Here is a 22078-nt window from a genome sequence, read left to right on the forward strand (position 1 = left end):
ACTAAAGTAGCTTTTATCCCTGACTTAGGTAGAATAAAACCATGACTAACCCTATTAATGTAACCGTGAAGTTGCTCGACCCCGAGCTGCCCGCCCCCGAGTACGCAAAGCCGGGAGATGCCGGTGCCGACCTGCGCTCTCGAGTGGATGTTAAGCTTGAACCCGGCGAGCGCATGCTCATCCCCACCGGCGTGGCAATCGCACTGCCGGAAGGTTTCGTAGGGTTGGTTCACCCGCGCTCTGGCCTGGCGGTCAAGCACGGCATCACCATTGTGAATGCACCCGGCACCATTGACTCCGGCTACCGTGGCGAAATCATGATTACCCTGCTGAACACCGACCGTTCCAAGGCGTTCCAGATTAAGCGCGGCGACCGCATTGCTCAGCTGGTGATTCAGCGCTATGAGCAGGCGAATTTCATTGCCGTTGAGGAGCTGGACGCGACCGAGCGCGGCACCTCCGGTTTTGGTTCCTCCGGTCTGAAGTAGTACAAGCAATAGGGGAGAAACATGTTTGGTTTTGGTAAGAAGAAGGCTCAGCGCGAAGACGCCGAAGCCCGTGAAGATGCAGAAGTACGTGAAGATGCTCAGGCACGCGAAGAGAGCGTAGAAGAAGAAACTCAGGAGACTGAGGAGAGCCAGCAGGAGCAGGAAAGCCCTACTGAGGCTGATAGCTCCGATACGTCCGACGAGGTTGAAGAGACTGAGTCTGACTCTGAGGAAAAGGTTCACTACGACCGTTCCTCCGGTCCCTTCGATATTGACGAAATCAAGGAATTGGAAGACTACGCCGATTTGGGCGCGCTGCGCATCCCCCTGCTGGAGGATATGGATCTGCGCCTGGATCTGGATGAGTCCACCGGCGCCGTGATTGCTGCAACCGTGGTGCGTGAAGGCGCAACCCTGCAGGTGCAGGCATTCGCAGCCCCCCGCACCGTCGGCGTATGGGACGGTATCCGTAATGATCTGGCGGACTCCGTGGCATCCCAGGGCGGCACTGTAGAAATCGGCCCGGGCACCTTCGGCGTGGAAATGTTTACCCGCATTCCGGCGCTGACTGAGGATGGTCAGCGTGGCGAACGCCTGGCGCGTTTTGTTGGTATTGACGGCCCCCGCTGGTTCCTGCGCGGCGTGATTTCCGGTAATGCTGTTCTTCCCGATGAGCCCAACCACGACAAGGCTGTGGAGGCCATTGAAGAGGTCTTCCGCACCATTGTGGTGGACCGAGGCGATGACCCCCGACCGCCGCGTGAGCTGCTGCCCATGCGTGCGCCCGTGGAGCTGCTTGCCGCTCAGGCAGAAGCTCAGGACGAAGAGCCGCAGGAGGAGGAGCTGCAGCTGCGCCCCATGCCTCGCCGCGGCCCCGAAATTACTGAAATCGGTTAATGCCTGATTTCTTTGATACTCTCGCTACCGCACCCTCAACTGTACCGGTTGAGGGTGCGGTACAGGCATACCCGGAACGATTTAAAGTGCGCTTGGCTGGGCGCGTGGATCAGGTGTGGCTTCCGGCGGCGAACGCTAAGCCCATGTACCGTGCCGAGCTGGTGGTGGAGCGTTCTCGTGCTCTGCCCTGGGCTAGTGCGCTCGCCTGGGCTGGTATGCCCATTGTGGAGCCCCCGGGTGAGGATTTCGATAGCGCCGAGAGTACCGATACGTCCGCCATTGAGATGGTGGTGCCCAGTGATGAGCTTAAGCAGCTTGCTGCCGCCGGTAATGATGTGTTTCCCGAGTTTCCGCCTTTTGATCCGGGTGTGAGAGTGATGCTGCGCTGGCAGGGTCAGAGTCGCGTGCCGGGTGTGGTGGCTGGGTGCGTGCTGCGCTGCTCGGGTGTGATTTCAACTCGTGGTGGGCAGCCGGTGATGTATAACCCGCGCTATGAGATTGTGCCTCCTGAGAGCCTGAATTTGGACGCACATCTGAGCATGCTGCGCCGAGCTTAGAGGCTTCAACGGATACACCGGTGATGACGAATTTTCAAGGAACATAATGGACGATAAGAGACCGGATATGAGCGAGCAGACCGAGACTACGATGAGCCCGGAGGATAGTGCCGAAGCTGCCGAGACTGCCGAATCGAGCGAGATTCAGGCACCTTCGCTGAGTGAATCTCTGGCGGCGAGTATGGGCGCGAATATGCGTTATACCGCCAGCGGTCAGGTGGATGTGCTGCACGCTATGGGTGGTGTGCGTGGCATGGCTGAGTCTGTACTGCCTTCTTTGGCGTTCCTGGTGATTTTTACGTTCTTGAAGGATATGAACCTGGGGTTGATTATTTCTCTGGGTTTGGCGGCGGTATTTTCTATTGCGCGTCTGCTGCAGCGTTCTAAGCTGATTCCTGCGCTCTCGGGTCTGATTGGTGTGGGCATTTGTGCCTTTGCCGCGTACCGGACCGGTAGCGCCGAGAACTATTACCTGCCGGGTTTTTGGACTAATGCTGCCTATGCTGCGGTGCTGATTCTCTCGATTCTGGCGCGTTACCCGCTGATGGGTTTCGTTTTTGGGTTTATTCGTACCGAGACGAGCAGTTGGCGTAAGGATCCGCTGCGTTTGCGTGCCTATACTGTGGCGACGTGGATTGTGACGGGCATGTTTGTGGTGCGTCTTGCGGTGCAGTTGCCGCTGTATTTTGCGGGTGCTACGGAGGCGCTGGGCGCTACGCGTCTGCTGATGGGCTTGCCGCTGTACGCGTTGACGCTGTGGTTGGCGTGGCGTGTATCGGCGTCTGTGCCGTCATCTGAGGCTGAGTAGTCACTAGAAGTCGGGCTGGTAGGTTCACTACCAGCTCGACTTTTTGTTTATGGGTGTACTACAGAGGCTCATCCCATCCTTAGTTCCCTCAGGGACTGCATCTGCTTTGAAGCCAGCCATCTCGAGAAGCGGAGCAGGGGAGAGAGAAGGGTTGAGCGCTATTAGCTGGGCATTCGCGCCCCCAGCGCGGAGGACCAGGTCGTGCGCGAACGCCCTTCTCTCGTACCGCGACCAAGCCGCAGAAACTCAAATCAGCCTCAGATGCATTAGAACCTAAGCAAATAGAGCTCTAATACTATCTTCACCCTCAATGGTGGTAATGAAGAAGAGTTCATCAGAGCCTTCAATGATTACATCGGCACTGGGTGCGATGGGTACGCCGTCGCGTAGAATCGCGGTGAGCACGGTATCGGCGGGCCATTGCACGTGATCGACTCGGTAGCCGATCACGGGGTGATCCTCGGGCACGGTGTATTCGGCGAGTGTGGCGCCGCCGGCTTGTAGGGTCAGCAGTCGCACCACGTCGCCGACTTCCACGGCTTCTTCCACGAGCGCGGTCATCAGTCGCGGCGTGGATACGGCGACGTCTACACCCCAGGAGTCGTCGAAGAGCCATTCATTGCGCGGGTTGTTGACTCGTGCGACGGTGCGCGGCACGCCGAATTCGCTGCGGGAGAGCAGGGAGACCATGAGGTTTACTTTGTCATCGCCGGTTGCCGCAACGACGACGTCTGCTTTGTGGGGGTGTACTTGGCGTAGTACGGATAGTTCGCAGGCGTCGCCGATGTGCCAGCGCACGCCGGGTAGGTCGGTGCGTTTTTTGACGTCGGGTTTGGAATCGATGATGGTGACGTCGTGGCGGTTTGCCATGAGTTCTTTGGCGATGGATGCTCCGACGGATCCGGCGCCGACGATGAGTACTTTCATATGGGTTTAGCTTTCGCTCTGGGTGGTGTCGGGGTTGATGGGTTGAGGCGGCAGAGAGAGGATACGCGAAACCTCCTCAACTTCTGTGGTTCGTATCATGGCGTGCACGGTATCGCCGTGCTGGTAGCTTGAATCCGGGCGCGGAAGCATACCCTCGCCAAAGCGCGTAATATAGGCGACTCGAATATGCGCCGCACGCTCAATATCCGCCAGGGCGCGTCCTGCCCAATCCGGGTGCAGGGGCATCTCGGTGAGCATGAGACGCCCCGAAGGCTCACGGAAATCACCCTTGAGTGCCTGCTCGGGTAGCAATCGGCGCAGCACCTGATCAGCAGACCAGCGCACGGATGCCACAGTGGGAATACCCAAGCGCTGGAAGAACTCGGCGCGGTTCGGGTCGTATACTCGCGCCACGACATTCTTCACGCGGAATTGTTCACGCGCCACGCGCGCGGCAAGAATATTGGAGTTATCACCAGACGAGACGGCGGCAAAGGCGTAGGCGTCTTCAATGCGGGCGCGTTGCAGGGTCTCACGGTCAAAGCCGACACCGGTGACCAGCTGCCCGTTAAAGCCTTTGCGTAGCGGCTGGAAGGCGCGTTCGTCCTGGTCGATGACTGCAACGGAATGCCCGGAGGCCTCAAGGGTGCGTGCGAGCATCACGCCTACGCGTCCGGCGCCCATAATCACAAAATGCGGCATGTCTCTCCTGTACCTTCTCGCTAACCGACGATGCGTGGGGGAGTTCCTACACACTATTTTACGCTCAGATGCTCATAGTCGCGGGGGAGAATTGAGCTTTTGGGTACTTCGTTCTAGCCTTGTAGGGTGAGTAGAACCCGTCTGAGTATGCGCGAAACCTTAGCTGGTGCGCCGGTGGCGTCCCGCCGCCTGGCGAATATGACCCTGCCTAAGCGCTTCGCCCTGCCTCTTTTCGGCGCGGACGGTATCTCTTCGGTCGCCTATGCGGTGGACGAGATCATTATTATGCTGGCGGTTGCCGGGCATGCGGCGCTCGCCTATTCATCCTGGGTGGGTCTGTTGGTCGCTGTGATTGGCATGCTCATTATTACCACCTATCGCTATAACATTCAGCAGATTGCCGCTGAAGGCAATTTTGAGCTGGTGCGCCGCCGTCTGGGTGCTCGCCCGGCGGTGCTGGTGGGTGCGAGTATGCTGCTGGATTTTGTGCTGACGGTGGCTGTGTCTATGTCTTCGGCGACCGGGTTTATTACCTCGCTCAATCCGGCTCTGCAGCAGCACCATACGCTCATTGCTGTGGCGATAACCCTGGTATTTACCTTATTGTGTACGCGCGGTTTGCATCTGATGGGGCGTATTGCTCATGTGCCGCTGTATCTTTTCCTGGCGATTTTGGGTGTTACTCTCATCACCGGTCTTATTCAGGATGCCACCGGCACCCTCGGATACGCCGAAACCGCCGAATACCACCTCATCCACCAAGACCACGACGGATTCAAAGCCGGCGAACCCCTGGTCGGCGTGGCACTCTTTATGCTGCTCGGACGCGCCTTCTCCGCGGGCTCCGTGGCACTCTCGGGCGTGACCACCATATCCAACTCCGCCCGATTCTTCCGCGCCCCCAAACCCAAAAACGCAGCTAAAACCCTCATGATGATGGGCGCCATTACCGGCGTGCTCATGATCGCCATCCTCTACCTGGCGCACCGCACCGGCGTGGTCGTAGTCGCCGACCCCACCGTGCAGCTGCTGATTCACGACCACCCCGCCCCCGCCGATTACCGCCAGCACCCCGCCCTCTACCAGCTCACCCAAGCAATCTTCGGTAATACCCTCATCTCCATGCTGCTGGTGTACACCACGGTCGCAGTGCTGCTCATTGCATCCTTCAGCGCCTTTATCGGCATGCCCATTACCGCCTCCCGCATGGCAGATGCCGGCTACCTGCCCTCACCGCTGCGCACCGTCAACGCCACCGGCCTGTACCGCACCGGCGTGCTCGTGCTGGGCGTGGCAGCCTCCGCGCTCATTATTGCCTTCGAAGCCAATATTAATGACCTGATTCAGCTCTACCTGGTGGGCATGAGCCTAACCCTCTTCTTGACCCAGGTTGCCGTGGTACGCCACCGCGTGCGCACCCTGCGCATCACCCTCAACCGCGACGCCCGCCGCCACCTGCTGCGCGATATTATCGTCAGCTCCGCCGGCGCATGGCTAACCGGGCTCGTCTTCGGCGTGGTGGTGATTACCAAGTTCACCTCCGGCGCGTGGCTCTCCCTGCTGCTGATCGCAGCCCTGTACTGGACCATGATGCAAATCCACGCCCACTACCACAACATTGACCGTCAAACAGCCCTCGCAATCGACACCCCGGAGGCTTCAATGAGCACCCGCGAAAGCATGCGCGCCGCAGCCGCCCAAGCAGCAGACGCCGTAGCCCTACCCTCACGCGTGCACGCCATCGTCTATGTGGAGCGTGTGCGCAAACCCGCCCTGCGCGCCCTGGCATATGCGCGCGCCTCCCGACCCTCCACCATTGAGGCACTCACGGTCAATAACGACCCCGACACCCTCTCACATGTGAAGAAACGCTGGGATATTCTGCAGATTCCTGTGCAGCTCTCCGTCATCGATTCGCCCTACCGCGATACCGTCTCGAGCGTGCTCGCCTATATTCGCCGCATGCGCAAAAAATCCCCGCGCGATGTGATCGTTGTGTACCTGCCCGAGTTCGTAGTGGAGCATTGGTGGCAGCGTATTTTGCACCGCCGCACCGTGCAAAAACTCAAAAAGGCGCTGTTGCATGAGCCCGGTGTGATGACTGCGACCGTGCCCTGGGCAATGAATGAAAACGATAGCTATGAGGGGCTGGATGAGATTGCTCCCGTGGATGCGAATGCGGTTCGTGAGGAGCATATGTACCGCGGTCGTACTATGAATGCTGCGGAATAATTGAGTATTTTGATTCGGGTAGGCACTACACCCGCATGGGATGATGCTCTTTAGATCCGGTAGGAGCACCAGCGCACGTGAAGTGTGGAACGCGACTATTTTGGCATCGTCCCATGCGCCCTAAACGGCTAGCTATGCGTTACCCAGAAGTATCTATACACGCCAAATACATCTAAAATCTATTGATGACTATCATTGGGTGTGACTCTCACCCTGGTCTCATGCTAACGAGATGATGTAAACTCAATGGCTTATGCGACAGTACGTGACAGCATGAGATATAAAAATTTCTGAAAACCCGGCGTGTCGCTGTAAAATATATCACATAGAGAAGATGTGAAGGAGAGTAGCGTGACCCAGCCAAAAACCACCACCGCAGGTGAAAACGGCACCACCTACCGCATCGGTGACACACTCACCGTCACCTGCGAATCCCCCGCCCATGGTGGCGCATTTATCGCGCGCACCGATAGAGGCGTCATCTTCGTTCGCCACGGCATCCCCGGCGAAACCGCCACCGTGCGCATTACCGGCACCGGCCCGAAGAACCGCTTCTACTTCGCCGACGTGATCGCCGTTGACGAGCCCTCGCCCTACCGCCGTAAGCACCCCTGGATTCAAGCTGACTCCCTCAAAACCCCGCAGCAGCGCGAGGCAGCAAGCGGCGTCGCCGAGCTACTTGGCGGCATGGAATACGGTCATATTGACCCCGCGGCACAGCGTCGCTACAAGACTCAGATTCTGCGCACCCAGCTCGAACGCCTGGGTAAAATCAACGCCGAATCCAGCCTGCTGACCACCCTCACCGTTGAGCCCATGCCTAATCGCGATAGCGTGGAAGGCGATTTGTCCTGGCGCTCGCGTGTGCGTTACGACGTGGTCAAGGTGGGGGAGAGCTGGCGTATTGCCATGCACCCGCACCAGAGCAGCCATAGCGTGCCCGTGGTTGATTTCCCCCTGGCGGCGCGCGATATTCGTGACCTGCACCTGGAGAAACTGAACCTTTACGGCGTGAAGACCCTGGAAGCAACCGTGTCTTCTCGCGGTCGTATCCTGCTGCAATTTGAGGTGCTGGCTCGTTTCGAGTGCGCCGATATTGCGGCAAAGATTGAGCCTCAGTGTGAGGCGCTATTTGGCCCGGATTTGGCGAAGAAGAAGATTTCCCTATTCTTCACCCCTCAGCGTGCCTCGAACGCAAAGCCGACCACTCGCTCCTACCGTCCTTCTCTGCGTAGCGCCTACCGTCGCGTGCGCGAGGGCGATGTGCTCTCCGGCGGCGGGCTGCGCTCGGTGACCGAGGAAGTGCTGCTGGGTAAGACCCGCATTCCCTATCAGGTGTCTGCCGGTGGTTTCTGGCAGGTTCACCGTTGCGCACCGGGTGTGCTGGCTCAGGCTGTGCTGGGCATGGCTGGTGTTGAAGAAGGCGCCTGCGTGCTAGATCTCTACGCCGGCGCGGGTCTATTCACCGCCGCCATGGCTGATGCTGTGGGCCAGAAGGGCACCGTGATTAGCATTGAGGGTTCGCCCGTCACTCACCGCGATGCGCGCGCTAATTTCGCGCCCGGTGACGGTATTTCCCGTACTGAGCGCGCCGCTGAGACCCGCATTGAGGTTATTCGTGGCGATGTGGCGCACCACCTGGTGGATTTGAAGACCGCCTATGATTTTGGCGAGATCCCGCCGATTGATGTGGCTGTGGTTGATCCTTCGCGTGATGGTGCGAACCGTACCGTGCTGGAGCGCCTGGCAAGTGTTGACCCAACCCGCATTGTTTATGTTGCCTGTGATCCGGCGTCCCTGGGTCGCGATACCGCGATTTTGCGCGAACTGGGTTATGCTCTGACTCGTGTGCGCGGTTTTGATATGTACCCCAATACGCACCATGTGGAGGCGGTGGCTCTGTTTGAGAAGCCGCACACTCACTACCGCGTGAAGAAGGTTTCTACCGCCAAGTCTAAGGCGAAGAAGCGCAAGATGGATAAGCCGGATACTTCTAAGCCGATTAAGCCTAACCGCCGCCGCCCGGTGGTTACTGACTAATGTGGCGTGAGCATGTGAGCGCGCAGCAGCAGGAGGCTATTGATGCGCGCTACGGTTCCTTTGCGGTGTACCCCTATATTTCGCCCGAACGTGACCTGGCTGCCTGGCTGGATGAGGTGGAGCTGAGCTCTGCCAAGGCGGTTCCTCGCTGGGCTATGGAGGTGCTGGATTCTTCTCATGGTTTTGATCTAACGGCGGGGCATGTGATTCTGCTCTGGCGCGTTGGTTTCGATACTTTCCATACTGACAGCTGGTATCCGAAGTATTTTGAGTACACCTACGGTATAGACGGTCCGCGTGCTCTGCAACAGCTGAATGACGCCGGGTTGGTGCTGATTGAGTCTGCTGCTGATTCTCTGGATTTGGTGACGGGCCCGGCGATTAAGAAGGCGTTGAAAGTTGCTGGTGTATCAGGGTTCAGTGCGCTCAAGAAGGACGAGTTGCAGCGTTGGGCTGTGGAGCGTTTGAGCTCCGAACAGCTAGAGGAGCTGGTGTCGAACCGTTCTCTGAAGCTCAGCGAGACCGGCCGCGCCCTGCTGGATGCCAATCAATCAACGGTTGCTAAGCATCCGTAGAAGAAGCTCTAACCGCCTGCCCGCTTTCTGCATCTCCACGGGCTACATACTGACACCCTGTGAGCGTAGTTAGTGCTCATTGAGGCATGTATTCCATGACTCAATAGACACTTTCTGCGCTCACAGCCCGTCACTAAATCGTCATCAAGTGGGCGGGGCTTGCACAGTGCCGTGAAGACAAGATAGGGTTAGAGTATCTTAGGAAGACCTAAGACAATCGTCGATTCCGGGTAGATACATGACACGCTAGGTAGCGTGCACTAGATACCCGCCCCATCCACCGAAGGATACCCATGAAAAACCGCGCTCTTGTGGCTGGAGGAAGCATCGCCCTGGCATGCGCCGCTTCCCTGAGCCTGCCCGCAACCCTCGCAGCACCCGCAAACACCGCCTCCGATGCAACTCCCTCAGCTACCCCGAACAGCACCGCAAACACACTCCCGGCTCCCGAATGCACCGGTAAACCGCGAACCTATAGTGTAGAAGCAACCCAGCACCCCGGTATGCCCTCCATGTATCAAATGCGCTACTCGGCACGCCAGAATAAGTTCTACGCAACTAGCGCCACCTACGGCCCCTACGCCAGCCTGGGCGCCATTATGCGTATTAATGCCGACACCCTGGAGATCGAAGAAATCTCAACCTCCCGTGAAGTATCCTTCACCCAGCACCGCGAAGAAGAGGACGAAAAAACTCATCTGCTGCAGGGCAAGGTACTACAGGTACCCCTGGGACTTGCGGTTGACGATACGCACAATCTGATCTGGACGACTGACACTCACCTGCATGCAGTCTCCGCCTACGATATGGACACCCTGCAGCTGGTATGGACCAGCTATGACCCGAGCAAAGCGGTTGAAGAACAGGTGTTCAATAAGAACCGCGACCTATACCTATCCAAAGACGCAAGTCGTCTCTTTGTTACCACCGACTCGGGTGTGCAGGTGCTCGATACCTCCACTCGCCGGGTGATCAAAACCATTAATACCGACCCCGATAAGCGCAATCAGTTCGGCCCGACCCCCACGCGCGGATTCCTGGATGAATCCACCGGCCTGCTCTATATTGCTGAGCACGCCGCCAATAGTGTGGTGGTTATTGACACCGCAACCCTCGAGATTAAGCGCAGCTATGATTTGCTCTCCCCGAACCCGGATAAGCAGCTTAACGCCAGCGATGTTGCCGTAGATTTTTCGCGCGGGGAGATGTTCGTCTCCTATCAGGGTAACCCCTGGGATGCACCCGAACCCAATGTCAACGCCGGTCTTGCGGTCTACTCCCTGGAAAGTGGCACGCTCAAGTACTTCATTCCGCTCACCGGTGACCGCCCGCTGAGCATTGCCGCCGATGAAGACCAAGACACCCTGTACATTGGCGGTTTTGAACAGGGTACCGTGAAAATTTTGGATGAACGCAGCGGCCGCGTGAGTAGTGAAGTCCGCTTTGGCACCGGCACCGGCCAGTACTCCTTTGGTGTGAACGATGTGCAGGTGTTGCCCGACGGGCGTGTGAGCGTGGTCAGCCGCGCCACGGTGAGTGAAGGCGGCGAATTCCCGCGCGTGTACGACACCCGAACCTTCAGCTTTGGATCGGCAACCGTTGTGGATTATGACGGCGAGCGCAAGGAATATATCAGCATTCCCTATAACTCCTACGGGGTCATGCGCGTGCGCGCTGCCGGCACCGGCAGCTGCTCTGATTCTGCGCAGCTGAGCACCCCGAGTATGCTACCCGCCCAGAGCTGGAAGAATCTGAGTTTTGTAGATAGCGCTACCGGCACCCGTATTGATCCGGTGACCGGGAAGAAGAAGGAGAGCCCGGCTCCCAGCCCGAGTGTCTCTGCTTCACCCACGCCGAGTTCCTCCGCTTCGAGCACGTCTACCCCGAGCGCTTCCGCTTCTGTCGCTAGCCCTAGTGCAAGCCCCTCCAACAGCGCACCCGTACGCCCCGTAGCAAGCCAAGAATCGCAAGCCCACCAGAGCGCGGCGCTCGCCAATGCTTCCGACAACGACAAGAGCGCATCCAGTGCCTCCACCGGTGCAAAACAGCACAAGCTAGCAGCAACCGGCGCGCAGAACCCGCTCATCTACACCGCAGCAGGAGCAATTCTGCTCGGATTTGGCGCACTCATCACGGCAGTGCGTACGCGTCGAATCGTCAATGAGCACTTCAAACGGTAAAATGAGGAAAGGACAATCCAAAACCCGCTGACGGGCAACCGACCACTAAGGAGAAGCACATGGCGAAGCACGAGGCACTACTGCCCACCATCAGCCAGCCGCAAGACCTGAAGCCCCTCAGCTACGAGCAGCTGAGCGAGCTCGCCGAAGAAATCCGCGAATTCATTGTCACCAATGTTGCCGCAACCGGCGGGCACCTCGGCCCGAACCTCGGCGTGGTCGAACTGACCCTGGGCATTCACCGTGTCTTCGACTCGCCCAAAGACAGCATTCTCTTCGACACCGGTCACCAGTCCTATGTGCACAAGCTGGTGACCGGTCGTCACGCCTTCGACACCCTGCGTCAAAAGGGCGGCCTATCCGGCTACCCCGACCGCGGCGAATCCGAACACGACATTATCGAATCCTCGCACGCCTCCTCCTCCATCTCCTGGGCTGACGGCATCTCCCGCGCGCACCGCCTCAACGGCGAAGACGACCGCTACACCGTAGTGCTCATCGGCGACGGCGCGCTCACCGGCGGCATGGCGTGGGAAGCTGTCAATAACATTGCAGCCGACCGCGACCGTAAAGTCGTGATCATTGTTAACGACAATGGCCGCTCCTACGCGCCTACTATCGGCGGATTCGCCAACCAGCTGACCACCCTCAAGCAGGGTGTGGTTGACCGTGTGCGCCTGGACAACCGCTACGAAAAAGCCCTCGACGCCGTACGAGTTGGCCTGCAGAAGGGTGGGGCTGTCGGCCAGGGTATCTACCGCGGCCTGCACGGCATGAAAGCCGGCATTAAAGACGTCGTCGTACCCAACGGTATTTTCGAAGACCTCGGCATGAAATACGTGGGTCCCATTGACGGCCACGACCAGGAGGCGGTAGAGCAGGCACTGCGCGCCGCCAAGAACTACGCCGGTCCGGTCATCGTGCACGCCATCACCGAAAAGGGTCACGGGTACGCGCCCGCACGCGCCCACGAAGACGACCAATTCCACGCCGTCGGCCAGATCGACCCCATGACTGGCAAGGCTGTCTCCACCAGCACCAAAGAATCTTGGACCAGTGTCTTCGCCCGCGAAATCAAAGACATTGCTGATGAGCGCGAAGATATTGTCGGTATTACCGGCGCCATGCTGATCCCCGTGGGTCTACGCGAATTTGCCAAAGCACACCCCGAACGAGTCATCGACGTGGGCATTGCCGAACAGCACGCCATCGCCATGAGCGCGGGTCTGGCATACGGCGGTATGCACCCGGTCATTGCGCTCTACGCGACCTTCCTGAACCGCGGCTTTGACCAGCTGCTCATGGACGTCGCCCTGCACAAGGCGGGTGTGACCCTCGTGCTCGACCGCTCCGGAATCACCGGCCCCGACGGCGCAAGCCACCACGGCATGTGGGATTTGGCGCTGCTGCAATTCATCCCCGGACTGCACCTGGCAGCACCGCGTGATGCCTCCACCCTGCGCGAAGCACTGCGTGAAGCCGTCGCCATTGACAACGCACCCACCGTTATCCGCTACCCCAAGGGCTCCGTAGGCGAGGACATTCCCGCCCTAGAGCGCCGAGAAGACGGAGTGGATGTGCTCGTACGCACCGGCCAAGCACACCCCGACACCGGTCAGCGCGATGTGCTGCTGGTCGGCGTGGGCGCCATGGCACGAGTCGCCCTGGCGGTCTCCGACCTGCTCGCTGCACAGGGTATTGAATCCACCGTGATTGACCCGCGCTGGGTCATGCCCGTACCCGCCAGCGTGATTGAGCTGGCGCGCGAGCACCGCATTGTCGTCACCATTGAAGACGGTGTGCGAGCAGGAGGCGTAGGCGCTCGCATCCGCCAAGAAATGCGTGCTGCCGGAGTGGACACCGCACTCTCCGAGCTCGGTCTGCCCGCAGAGTTCATTCCGCATGCATCGCGTGAGCAGATCCTGGAAGAAGTGGGGCTGACCCCCGAGCAGATTAGCGCTGATATTGTGGCGCAGCTTTCCGGAGTAAAGGTTCCGTATGCGCGTGAAGAGGGTCAGAAGCCCCGTCACGCTCAGTAGTCGATAGGTACTTTACATGAGCGGATGCTTGCGTTTTGAGGCGTGTTTCCAGCCTCGCGAGTGAAACTTCACTCGTCGCTGCAAACAGTGCTCCGGAAGTATCACCTTCCCGAGGCATGCGTGCGTAAGGCTTTCATACTTCCTGCGCACAACTTGCGACGTTCGTTCGTTTCTTCGCGCGGCTTGGGCAGCTCATTTGCTCCTGCTCTGAGAGGTGTATGTATTCATAAGGAGTGTGCCGGGGCTTCTGCCCAGTCTGTCACGGCACATATTCGGTAGGCTGCGGATCCCAATACAGATTAATCGATTAGTCTCTAACTCTTAAACACTGATGCCCCTCTAGACATAGCTAGAGGGGCATCAGTGTTTAAGAGAGGTGCTCAACCAGGACCTTATCCATCGGGTCAAGCAGCAGATCAATCTGCCAGGCACGCGCCTCAAGAGAGACCAATTGCGCTCGCAGAGCATCCTTCGAGTAGGGCTTGGGCGGCTCCCAGGCGATACGCTTCATGGTCTCGGGCAGTAGCAGATTCATATCCGGAATGTTCAGCCGCTCAGACACGCCGCTAATCGCCGCGCGCAGCCCGGCAAGAATCTCCAAACCCTGCGGGTTCTTCGTCTCCCATGCCTTCAGCGGCGGCAGGGCATTTGAAGGAACCGTAAAGGGTACGGGGTTCTTATCGCGAGATGCCGAAACAATCGCACGAATCCAACGAGTCGCCTCACGCCCCAGCAGGCGCGTCTGAAAACCGGGAATCTGGTGCAGCTTCGGTACAGAGCGCGGCATCTCCAACGCCGCCTGAACCAGCGCAGAATCCGGCAGCAGAGACTTCGGATCCATATCCTTCTGACGCGCCAGCTTATCGCGCTCAAACCACAAATTACGCAGAGCCGTCAGCTGATACACCGAAGTGAGCACCGAACGGCCCTTAGTCTTACGCCATTTTTCGGCGCGGTTGGCGTCCGGGTCATAGACGGGCAGAGTGCATAAATATTCAAATTCTTGGCGTGCGAACTCCATCTTACCCTGCGATTCGAGCAGCTCCTCGAGAGCATCGCGCAGATCCAGAAGAACATCAACATCCAGCAGAGCATAGTTCAGCCAAGACTCCGGCAGGGGGCGCTGCGACCAGTCCTCCGCAGAGTGACTCTTCGCCAGCTTATAACCCAGCAGCTTTTCCACCACGGTGCCCAAGTTTACGCGTGGGAAACCCGCCAGGCGCGCACCCAGCTCTGTGTCAAAAAGCTTTGTGGGGCGCATACCCAGCATGTCCAGGGAGGGGAAATCCTGAATCGCGGCGTGAATAACCCACTCCGCATCCGCCAGAGCATCATTAATAATGCTCAAATCATCAAAAGGCACAGGATCAATCAGGAAAATCTTATCTTCGCGCTTAATCTGCACCAAAAACGCACGAATGCCATAACGAATACCCTGCGCGCGCTCAGTATCCACCGCCACCGGCCCGCTCATCGCCGCCAGGGTGCGCGCCGTGCGCTCCAAACCCGACGGTGTGTTAATAATATGCGGGATCTCAACCGAAGGCTTGTCCAAGGGTACAAGGTCGGGGACCACAAGATGGAGTGTTTGCGTATCCGTACTATCTGTCATCTGCTGTCCCTTCTGTCCGTGTGCCCTATCAAGTGTACTCTGAGCGCGCACGGGGCGCGAACAGGCTACTGGGCAGCAGATTCAGAGCCACCCGCGGGCTTGGTATCCGGCGTGCTCTCAGGCTCAAAAGAGAGAGAAATAGAGTTAATGCAATAGCGCAGATCCGTGGGAGTGTCGTAGCCCTCACCCTCAAATACGTGACCCAAATGCGAGTCGCAGGCAGCGCAACGCACCTCGACACGCCTCATGCCTAAGGTGGTGTCTTCCAGGTAGCGCACGCGATCCTCCGCCAGGGGAGCGAAGAAGGAAGGCCAGCCGCAATGTGACTCGAATTTCTGGGTCGAACGGAAAAGTTCCGTGCCGCAGGCGCGACAGGAGTACACACCCGTAGCGGTCGTATTCCAGTACTCGCCGGTAAAAGCACGCTCGGTTCCGGCCTCACGCAGCACATGGTATTCCTGCGGATTCAGTACCTCACGCCAGTTCTTCGCAATGGCGCCCACGCCGGGCAGAGAGTTGCTCATTAGCCGATCCTTTCCGTTGATTGACATAGGCATACGCCTATATATGGTGAGAGTATAACGCGGCTAGCGCGCAGGCTATTCCCGCGCCCTGTGAGGAATATGTGGAGGCACAGGCAGGATGCGCGCACAGCACGCTTAGGCGCGAATATCCGCGTACTTACCTTCGGTGAGCGCCAACAGATCGGCGGGGGAGAGCTCCACATCCAGGCCGCGGCGACCGCCGGAGACCATAATCGTCTCAAAGTTCTGAGCCGAAGCATCCAGCAGGGTGGGGGAGGGGGTCTTCTGACCCAGGGGAGAAATACCACCCACCACATACCCGGTGCGGCGCTGAGCCACCGCCGGGTCGCACATGGAGGCACTCTTCCAGCCCAGTGCGGCAGCGGCAGCCTTGAGGTTCAGCTTGCCCGCCACCGGCACAATCGCCACGGCAACGTTCTTATCCTGAGTAATCAGCAGGGTTTTGAAGACCTGGTCGGGGCTTGCACCAATTTTCTCTGCGGCTTCCAGACCGAAGGAAGTAGTGCCCTCAACGTGCTCGTACTCGCGCAGTTCAAAGGGCACACCGGCCTCGGTGAGCACAGCGATTGCTGCGGTTCCGGCGTTATTTTTCTTCGCTTTAGATTTCTTAGCCATGATGTTAATTGTAGAACCCCTAAGGTGCGTGCACACCGTAATAGAGAGCACGCCAGCTGGGTGGAATCAGCCAAAGGCCGCCCAAAGTACTAGAATAAGAACGGTAGACACAAAGACCCAAAGAAAGAAACACCGTGGTTCCCACCTACGAACACCTCACCGACCGCGTCCCCCAGGTCTCACCGGACGAGATCCTGGCAGGATTCCGCCCCTCCGAACGCTTCGGCGAAGTATCCTTCGACACCTACATCCCCGACGACAGCCACCCCTCCCAGCGCGAAGCCGTCGAAAAACTCAAAGCCTTCGGCGACCGTATTAACAAAGGCAACTCCGGCGGCGGATTCCTCTCCAAACTCTTCGGCAAGAAAAAAGACGAAGGTCGCGCAGGCCTGTACCTGGACGGCGGCTTCGGTGTAGGTAAAACCCACCTGCTCGCCTCCCTCTGGCACTACACCAACGGTCTGAAAGCATTCGGCACCTTCGTGGAATACACCAACCTGGTGGGCGTGCTCAGCTTCCGCAAAACCGTAGAAGTACTCAGCCAATACAAGCTCGTGTGCATTGACGAATTCGAACTCGACGACCCGGGCGATACCACCATGATGTCCCGCCTCATGCGCGAACTCGCGAACGCAGGCGTGAAGCTCGTGGCAACCTCCAACACCCTACCCGGTGCCCTCGGTGAAGGCCGCTTTGCAGCGGATGACTTTAAGCGTGAAATTCAGGTGCTCGCCGACCAATTCGAAGTACACCGCGTGGATGGCGAAGACTTCCGCCACCGAGGTCTGCCCGCAGCACCCGAACCCGTAACCAACGCCGAATTTGATGCGAAGGTTAAGGACGTATTCGACGGCAAGACCATCGCCGTGGACTCCTTTACTGATCTGGTCAAGCACCTGGAGCAGGTACACCCCTCCCGCTACCGTCAGCTCATCGAAGGCCTGGACGGTGTGGCATGGCGCGATGTGCACACCATTACCGAGCAGGCAGTCGCCCTGCGATTCGTGGTGCTCGCCGACCGACTCTACGACAAGGACCTGCCGATCGTTGCATCCGGCGTGCCCTTCGACAAGGTCTTTACCGAAGAAATGCTCGCCGGTGGCTACCAGAAGAAGTACTTCCGTGCTGTGTCGCGACTGACCGCGCTCGCACGTGAAGGCATGCTCGGAGAGAGTGAACAGTAACTCTCATACATAGTTCATGCTTGCGTTTCGAGTTTGGAGGCGGGAGTAGAGAGCCTGCTCCAGCTCAGACAATGCTCCGCTCGCTCGTTTCGAGGTTTGCTTGCGTTGCAGAGGCTGTGCGAGCTGCGCATAACTCAGCGCGTACGCTTGTTTCCTGCCTCCTTGCAACGTTCCCCTATACCTCGGCTAACGACTGTTTGGAGCCGCGGAAGGGTTATACCTTCCTGGCTCGTGTGCCCCGCTCACCTACCAGAGATGGTTGGTGAGCGGGGTTTTTGCGAATACCGGGCGTGGCATAGACCCGCATGGGATGATGCTCTTTAGCCCAGGAAAGAAGCTCAACGCACGTGAACCCGGGAAGTCTCTCCGGGGGCATCGTCCCATGCGCATTAATAGCGTAGGGATGTTGTCCAATGCGCCCTCTGCACCATGCGGAAAATCAGAAAATCCCAGATAAGAGACTCAGTTCACATAAAAGAATTTTGGGTAACAGATGGATTTCGGTGGTGAAAACACCCCGTTTTGCCCCGGAATCATGCGGTTTTCGGCACCTTAAGACCCCGATTTGCGAACCCCCTTAAACTGCCGTATAGTATTACTTGTTGCCGCGACGGGCCGAAAGGAACGAAGCGAGTAAGCAGCGAATGCGGTTGTAGCTCAGTTGGTAGAGCACCACCTTGCCAAGGTGGATGTCGCGAGTTCAAGTCTCGTCAACCGCTCGAAGGACTCCTGAGAGTTCGGACCCATTCACTTTTCAAGTGAATACATGGTGAGGTGGTCGAGTGGTTAGGCAGCGGCCTGCAAAGCCGTGTACGCGGGTTCGAATCCCGTCCTCACCTCGCACAACATGATTGTGTTGAGCGCGATTGGCGCAGCGGTAGCGCGCTTCCCTGACACGGAAGAGGTCACTGGTTCGATCCCAGTATCGCGCACAGATAAGAAGCTCTGACTCATACGAGTCAGGGCTTTTTGTGTTATCTGACCGCAATCCGGCTATGCTGCGGTTCTCTATCCGGCCGATACTTGCGAGGCCTGATAGAGAACCCCAGCTTATGCCGGATTGCTTACTATACTCCGCATGCCCCGATACATCATCCACCCCTGAACCACTTCCGCATGGGGTGAATCTCATCAGCCCCGGCAGAGCTGCCGCTCAGATGAACCCAAAAACGTAACTCCAGTTGGTATCGTCCCAATGCAAGAAGAGCCCTTGGGAGATAAATCCCGAGGGCTCTGTCATACGCTACGTATCGCTTATTTATCCTTCTTGATAGCCTGCAAACCCAGTTCCTGGGTGTAGATTAGGGTGTAATCCACCAGGTCAAAGGTGTACTGCTGATTCTGTTCATCGTAGACGAAGGGCAGAATCAGCTGACCTCGCAGAAGATACTCATCTTGCCAGGCATCGATACGGAAGCTTTCCAACTCAGCCAGCGCTTTGTCGAAACGCCAGGAGGTGCCGCGTTCGGAACCTCGAGTGGGTTTATCTGCAAATTGGTAGGGTAGTCGGATAGTAGCCGCGGCGAAGGAATAAGCAAGCGATTTATTGCTCAGAGGAGTGTTGACATCAAACCATGTCTGCTGATTCGCTGCAGTATTCTCAGGGATCGCGCGGTAATGCATAATATTGCCGACTTCATCGCGTTCAACTTCGAGAGCTATCACTTCGAGAGAATCGTCAATATCGCGTACACGCATTTCGCCAAGTTCTTCGTCGCCTACGCGTTCAGTTGTTTGGCGGGGCATGGGATGAGGATAGCTGATGGCAGACATAATATCCGCCATGGTTCGAGCCTGTCGGTCATGTTTGAGCAGGTATCCCTGCGCCTTATTTTCTAAGGTTTTTAAGGTCTTTTTATACTCGACGCATGCCTGGGTGACCTGTTCAGTCCAGCTGGCTGGAATATCCTCAGGGATGCCCTTTTCAGGAATGTTGTAGGCACCTTGAACCAGGGTACTTACATCTGCAGGAATTTGCAGGGGGTACTCACCGCGCAGGTAGGGGAGCAGCTGCGCGTAGCTGGTGTACAGAATCAGCGACTCGTAAATCAGTGTAGAAACACCAATAAATTCCGGTGCTTGCTCACTATCACCAGGGTTTTCCAATCCGCGAATATAGCAGATAGGGGTGCGGAACTCTGCGGGGCGTTCGCTCTCATCGCGCGCATGGCGGTGCAAACGGCCAATACGCTGCAGAACCAAATCCACCGGGGCAAAGTCGGTCACCATTACGTCAAAATCAAGATCCAGTGACTGCTCAATCACCTGCGTACCAACAACAATACGACGCTCCGGACGTCCGGCATGACGGTGTGCGTCCTTGCCGAGTTTTTGAACAAGTTCTTCCTCTTTGCTGACACGGTGAAAGGCGAGGAATCGTGAGTGGAAGAGCGTTATATCTTCACCGTAGATGTCGTGTAGATAGTCGTAGACTTCCTGAGCTCGACCTACAGTGTTGCAGATGATTGCTGCGCAGCCGTGACCACGCTCGATGGGGGAGAGAGCCTCACGGAGTGCCTCGAAGTCATCACTGATCTGACGTAGAGTAATAGTCTGCTGCTCAGCGGGTGCTTCGACATCCCAGAGTTTGGGTGCAGAATCTTCAGCACCCTGAGTAGTAATAACCGGGTAGGCAAGGTTAACGGGCGCATGAACCGTCGTGGGCCGAAATCGGTTAATCTTTCGCTTGGGAACTTGACCATCTTGCAGAGTGCGGAAGAGGCTCTGCTGCCCTTTCTTGTATCTAGCGAAGAGCGTTGCTTTGGTCTCGGCAGGTAGGGTCGCAGACATGAGAATCACGGGAGCGTTCATACTACCCAGCCAGTAGAGAGCCTCTTTCAAATACTCGCTCATATAGGCGTCGTAGGCGTGTACCTCATCGATAATAATTACCTTGGAGCTGAGCGCTACGTGGCGGAGCATGACGTGCTTCATCTGGAGCGCCATCATGAGCACCTGGTCAATGGTGCAAACAACAAAGGTAGAGAGCATGCCTCGCTTAGTGCCGGAAAGCCACGAATGACGTGCAACGCGGCTGTAATTATCCGCTTGATAATGTCCTGAATTGCTATCCGCCTCGTCAAAGACATCGAGGGTAGGAATAGATTTCATATCCTTATTGAGATTCCTCTTGGAATGCCCCAGAAAGAGAGAATGGATATCGGTAGTGGAACCAAGAGCAGAGTGTGCCCACTCTTGAATGCGGCTCAGTAGCGCATTCGTGGTTGCCTGGGTGGGAGCAGCAAAGACAAGACCACTACGGCCGGTAGTCTGCACAAGAATCTCAGCGGCAATCAGACCCGCTTCGGTTTTACCCTGACCCATGGGAGCCTCAATACACATCATGCCGCCATGTGTTAGTGAACGTGCAGCCTCAACGGCGACTTCCTGCATGGGGCGCAGGGGAGCCTCGGGGTTGTCTTTGAACCATTGGAAGCGGCTGGAATAGAGCTCTCGTGCATCGTCGCTTCGGGAGAGTGTAGGTTCCCACGCCTTTTCAAAGCCGAGAGCTTCCCATCCTTGACGTGCACGTTCGATATGTTCCGCATCGGTAAACTTGCCCATGGGGAAGTAATCGGGATTGGACGCGATCCAGTCCGCCATAATAACCAGACCGGTGAGAATAAACTGCGCAGTGATGGGGAGTTTGGTGCGGCGTGACATGAGACGCTCGAGTACTTCTTCGGCTCCGCTGTGCTCGAGGGCACGGTCTAAGAGCTCAAGCCATGCTTCTTGCCACTGCGTGAAGATTGGGTCGGAGCTGCTTGCGATGGTGATATCGCGGCGCATGTCATCGTTCTGCTGATGTTTTGCGGGTGCGCCGTGGTGTGCGCCGGAGATACTTGCGATGGTCAGTGCGGCAGTTGTGAGAGTTTGAGGACTATCGTTTTCTTCGCCGAAACAACCGGTGAGCCATTCAACCAGGATGCTTTGTCCGTAGGCAGAATGTGGGCAGCGCGGCGAAGCACAGGTTGGTGGGGTAAAGCTAGAAGGGAACTGGAAGCCTGCTTGTTCAATTTTTCGCTTGTAGATGCGCAGCTCGTCGTTGTTTCGGGCATCTAGCTGTCCTGCGAATTCGGGGCTTGCTTTGCCGATGTCGTGGGTTTCTGCGAGCCAGCAGTAGAGCGCTTTGGTCTGTTCGAGAGTAATGTCGAGCAGCTGGCATAGTGCGTCTTTGACACCCTGCGCAATCCAATGATCCCAGATGTATTCGGCTACGAGCCCCGAGTCACGCATATGCTGGGGGAGGGAGAGTCCATTGGCGGGGTCTTCTGCGGGTCCGGTCTTTGCCCAGAGAGTACTAGTGGCAGATTCACCATCTTGTGTTGAGCGGTAGTTCATAGTGGTCTCCTTTTTCCTTCCTGTAGACTAGTGTAGTTGTGTTCCCTCGAACCAGACGGGGGATGAGCCTTTAACGATTGAAGGTCTATGGTGTTCCCCGAAAAATCGGGGATTCTGGCTTACGTCTGATACTACTCTACCAAATAATTTAAGTTAACAATTGAATATCTTTTACGATTCTCCTTGACTTCCTCTCTGTGAGGGGTCTATGATGAGTGTCAACAGCTCGTTTTGAGCAACTTCATCGTTACGGTGACGAAATTCAGACAGCTGAGGGTGTTTAGTTCTAGTATGGAAGAAAGACGGGACTTGTGCCCTGGAAAATGTCACTACTTG

At 57.3% G+C, this 22078-nt stretch carries 16 protein-coding genes and 3 tRNA genes; 13 read left to right on the forward strand and 6 right to left on the reverse strand.

Going from position 1 to position 22078, the window contains the following annotated elements; translation table 11 throughout:
• Positions 1-41 precede the first annotated feature (41 nt).
• The 4 genes from dut to Q4P78_RS06390 are packed head-to-tail and all read left to right on the forward strand — an operon-like array spanning position 42 to position 2750.
• Positions 42-488: a dUTP diphosphatase gene (gene dut, locus Q4P78_RS06375; protein ID WP_303339527.1), complete on the forward strand. Its 447-nt coding sequence runs from the start codon at positions 42-44 to the stop codon at positions 486-488.
• A gap of 21 nt (positions 489-509) precedes the next feature.
• Positions 510-1385, forward strand: coding sequence for a DUF3710 domain-containing protein (locus tag Q4P78_RS06380; RefSeq protein ID WP_303339528.1), 876 nt, complete (start codon positions 510-512; stop codon positions 1383-1385).
• A complete protein-coding gene (locus Q4P78_RS06385) occupies positions 1385-1942 on the forward strand; it encodes an asparaginase (RefSeq protein ID WP_303339529.1) in 558 nt (185 codons plus the stop codon). Before Q4P78_RS06380 ends, Q4P78_RS06385 begins: the two co-directional genes overlap by 1 nt.
• 46 nt (positions 1943-1988) lie before the next feature.
• Entirely contained in the window at positions 1989-2750 is a 762-nt protein-coding gene (locus tag Q4P78_RS06390) for a DUF3159 domain-containing protein (protein ID WP_303339530.1), read from the forward strand.
• Positions 2751-3023: 273 nt separating this feature from the next.
• Here Q4P78_RS06390 and Q4P78_RS06395 read toward each other — a convergent pair whose 3' ends face one another.
• Positions 3024-3677, reverse strand: a complete 654-nt coding sequence (locus Q4P78_RS06395; protein ID WP_303339531.1) for a TrkA family potassium uptake protein — start codon at positions 3675-3677, stop codon at positions 3024-3026.
• Between the two features lie 6 nt (positions 3678-3683).
• A complete protein-coding gene (locus Q4P78_RS06400) occupies positions 3684-4379 on the reverse strand; it encodes a TrkA family potassium uptake protein (protein WP_303339532.1) in 696 nt (231 codons plus the stop codon).
• A 147-nt stretch (positions 4380-4526) separates the two neighbouring features.
• Between Q4P78_RS06400 and Q4P78_RS06405 the strand changes: the two genes are divergently transcribed.
• The 5 genes from Q4P78_RS06405 to dxs all read left to right on the forward strand — a co-directional run bounded on the left by Q4P78_RS06405 (position 4527) and on the right by dxs (position 13445).
• The gene (locus Q4P78_RS06405; RefSeq protein ID WP_303339533.1) at positions 4527-6611 is read left to right on the forward strand and encodes an APC family permease; all 2085 of its coding nucleotides are present in this window, start codon (positions 4527-4529) and stop codon (positions 6609-6611) included.
• 351 nt (positions 6612-6962) lie between these two features.
• Entirely contained in the window at positions 6963-8651 is a 1689-nt protein-coding gene (locus Q4P78_RS06410) for a class I SAM-dependent RNA methyltransferase (RefSeq protein ID WP_303339534.1), read from the forward strand.
• Positions 8651-9226, forward strand: a complete 576-nt coding sequence (locus tag Q4P78_RS06415) for a hypothetical protein (RefSeq protein WP_303339535.1) — start codon at positions 8651-8653, stop codon at positions 9224-9226. The genes Q4P78_RS06410 and Q4P78_RS06415 overlap by 1 nt, the downstream gene beginning before the upstream one ends.
• Before the next feature lie 293 nt (positions 9227-9519).
• Positions 9520-11406, forward strand: a complete 1887-nt coding sequence (locus Q4P78_RS06420; protein ID WP_303339536.1) for an LPXTG cell wall anchor domain-containing protein — start codon at positions 9520-9522, stop codon at positions 11404-11406.
• A 59-nt stretch (positions 11407-11465) separates the two neighbouring features.
• A complete protein-coding gene (dxs, locus tag Q4P78_RS06425) occupies positions 11466-13445 on the forward strand; it encodes a 1-deoxy-D-xylulose-5-phosphate synthase (RefSeq protein WP_303339537.1) in 1980 nt (659 codons plus the stop codon).
• Positions 13446-13812: 367 nt separating this feature from the next.
• Here the strand turns inward: dxs and Q4P78_RS06430 are convergent, their stop codons facing one another.
• The 3 genes from Q4P78_RS06430 to ybaK form a co-directional block, all read right to left on the reverse strand.
• Complete coding sequence (locus Q4P78_RS06430; protein ID WP_303339538.1) at positions 13813-15057, reverse strand: HRDC domain-containing protein; 1245 nt, start codon at positions 15055-15057, stop codon at positions 13813-13815.
• A 65-nt stretch (positions 15058-15122) separates the two neighbouring features.
• Entirely contained in the window at positions 15123-15581 is a 459-nt protein-coding gene (msrB, locus tag Q4P78_RS06435; protein WP_303339539.1) for a peptide-methionine (R)-S-oxide reductase MsrB, read from the reverse strand.
• A gap of 135 nt (positions 15582-15716) precedes the next feature.
• Entirely contained in the window at positions 15717-16217 is a 501-nt protein-coding gene (ybaK, locus tag Q4P78_RS06440) for a Cys-tRNA(Pro) deacylase (RefSeq protein WP_303339540.1), read from the reverse strand.
• A 134-nt stretch (positions 16218-16351) separates the two neighbouring features.
• On the opposite strand from ybaK, the gene zapE reads away from it, so the two are divergent.
• From zapE to Q4P78_RS06460, 4 genes are all read left to right on the forward strand, one after another.
• Positions 16352-17401, forward strand: coding sequence for a cell division protein ZapE (gene zapE, locus Q4P78_RS06445; RefSeq protein ID WP_303339541.1), 1050 nt, complete (start codon positions 16352-16354; stop codon positions 17399-17401).
• A gap of 646 nt (positions 17402-18047) precedes the next feature.
• Positions 18048-18120 (forward strand) — tRNA-Gly (locus Q4P78_RS06450).
• 49 nt (positions 18121-18169) lie between these two features.
• Positions 18170-18240: transfer RNA gene (locus Q4P78_RS06455), tRNA-Cys, on the forward strand.
• A gap of 21 nt (positions 18241-18261) precedes the next feature.
• Positions 18262-18333, forward strand: a tRNA-Val gene (locus Q4P78_RS06460).
• A 322-nt stretch (positions 18334-18655) separates the two neighbouring features.
• On the opposite strand, the gene cas3 is transcribed toward Q4P78_RS06460, so the two are convergent.
• Positions 18656-21742 carry a CRISPR-associated helicase Cas3' gene (gene cas3 / locus Q4P78_RS06465; protein WP_303339542.1) on the reverse strand — a complete coding sequence of 1029 codons (3087 nt, stop codon included), beginning with the start codon at positions 21740-21742 and terminating at the stop codon, positions 18656-18658.
• Between the last annotated feature and the right edge of the window lie 336 nt (positions 21743-22078).

It is taken from the genome of Rothia sp. (in: high G+C Gram-positive bacteria) (assembly GCF_030540545.1).
Lineage (GTDB): Bacteria > Actinomycetota > Actinomycetes > Actinomycetales > Micrococcaceae > Rothia.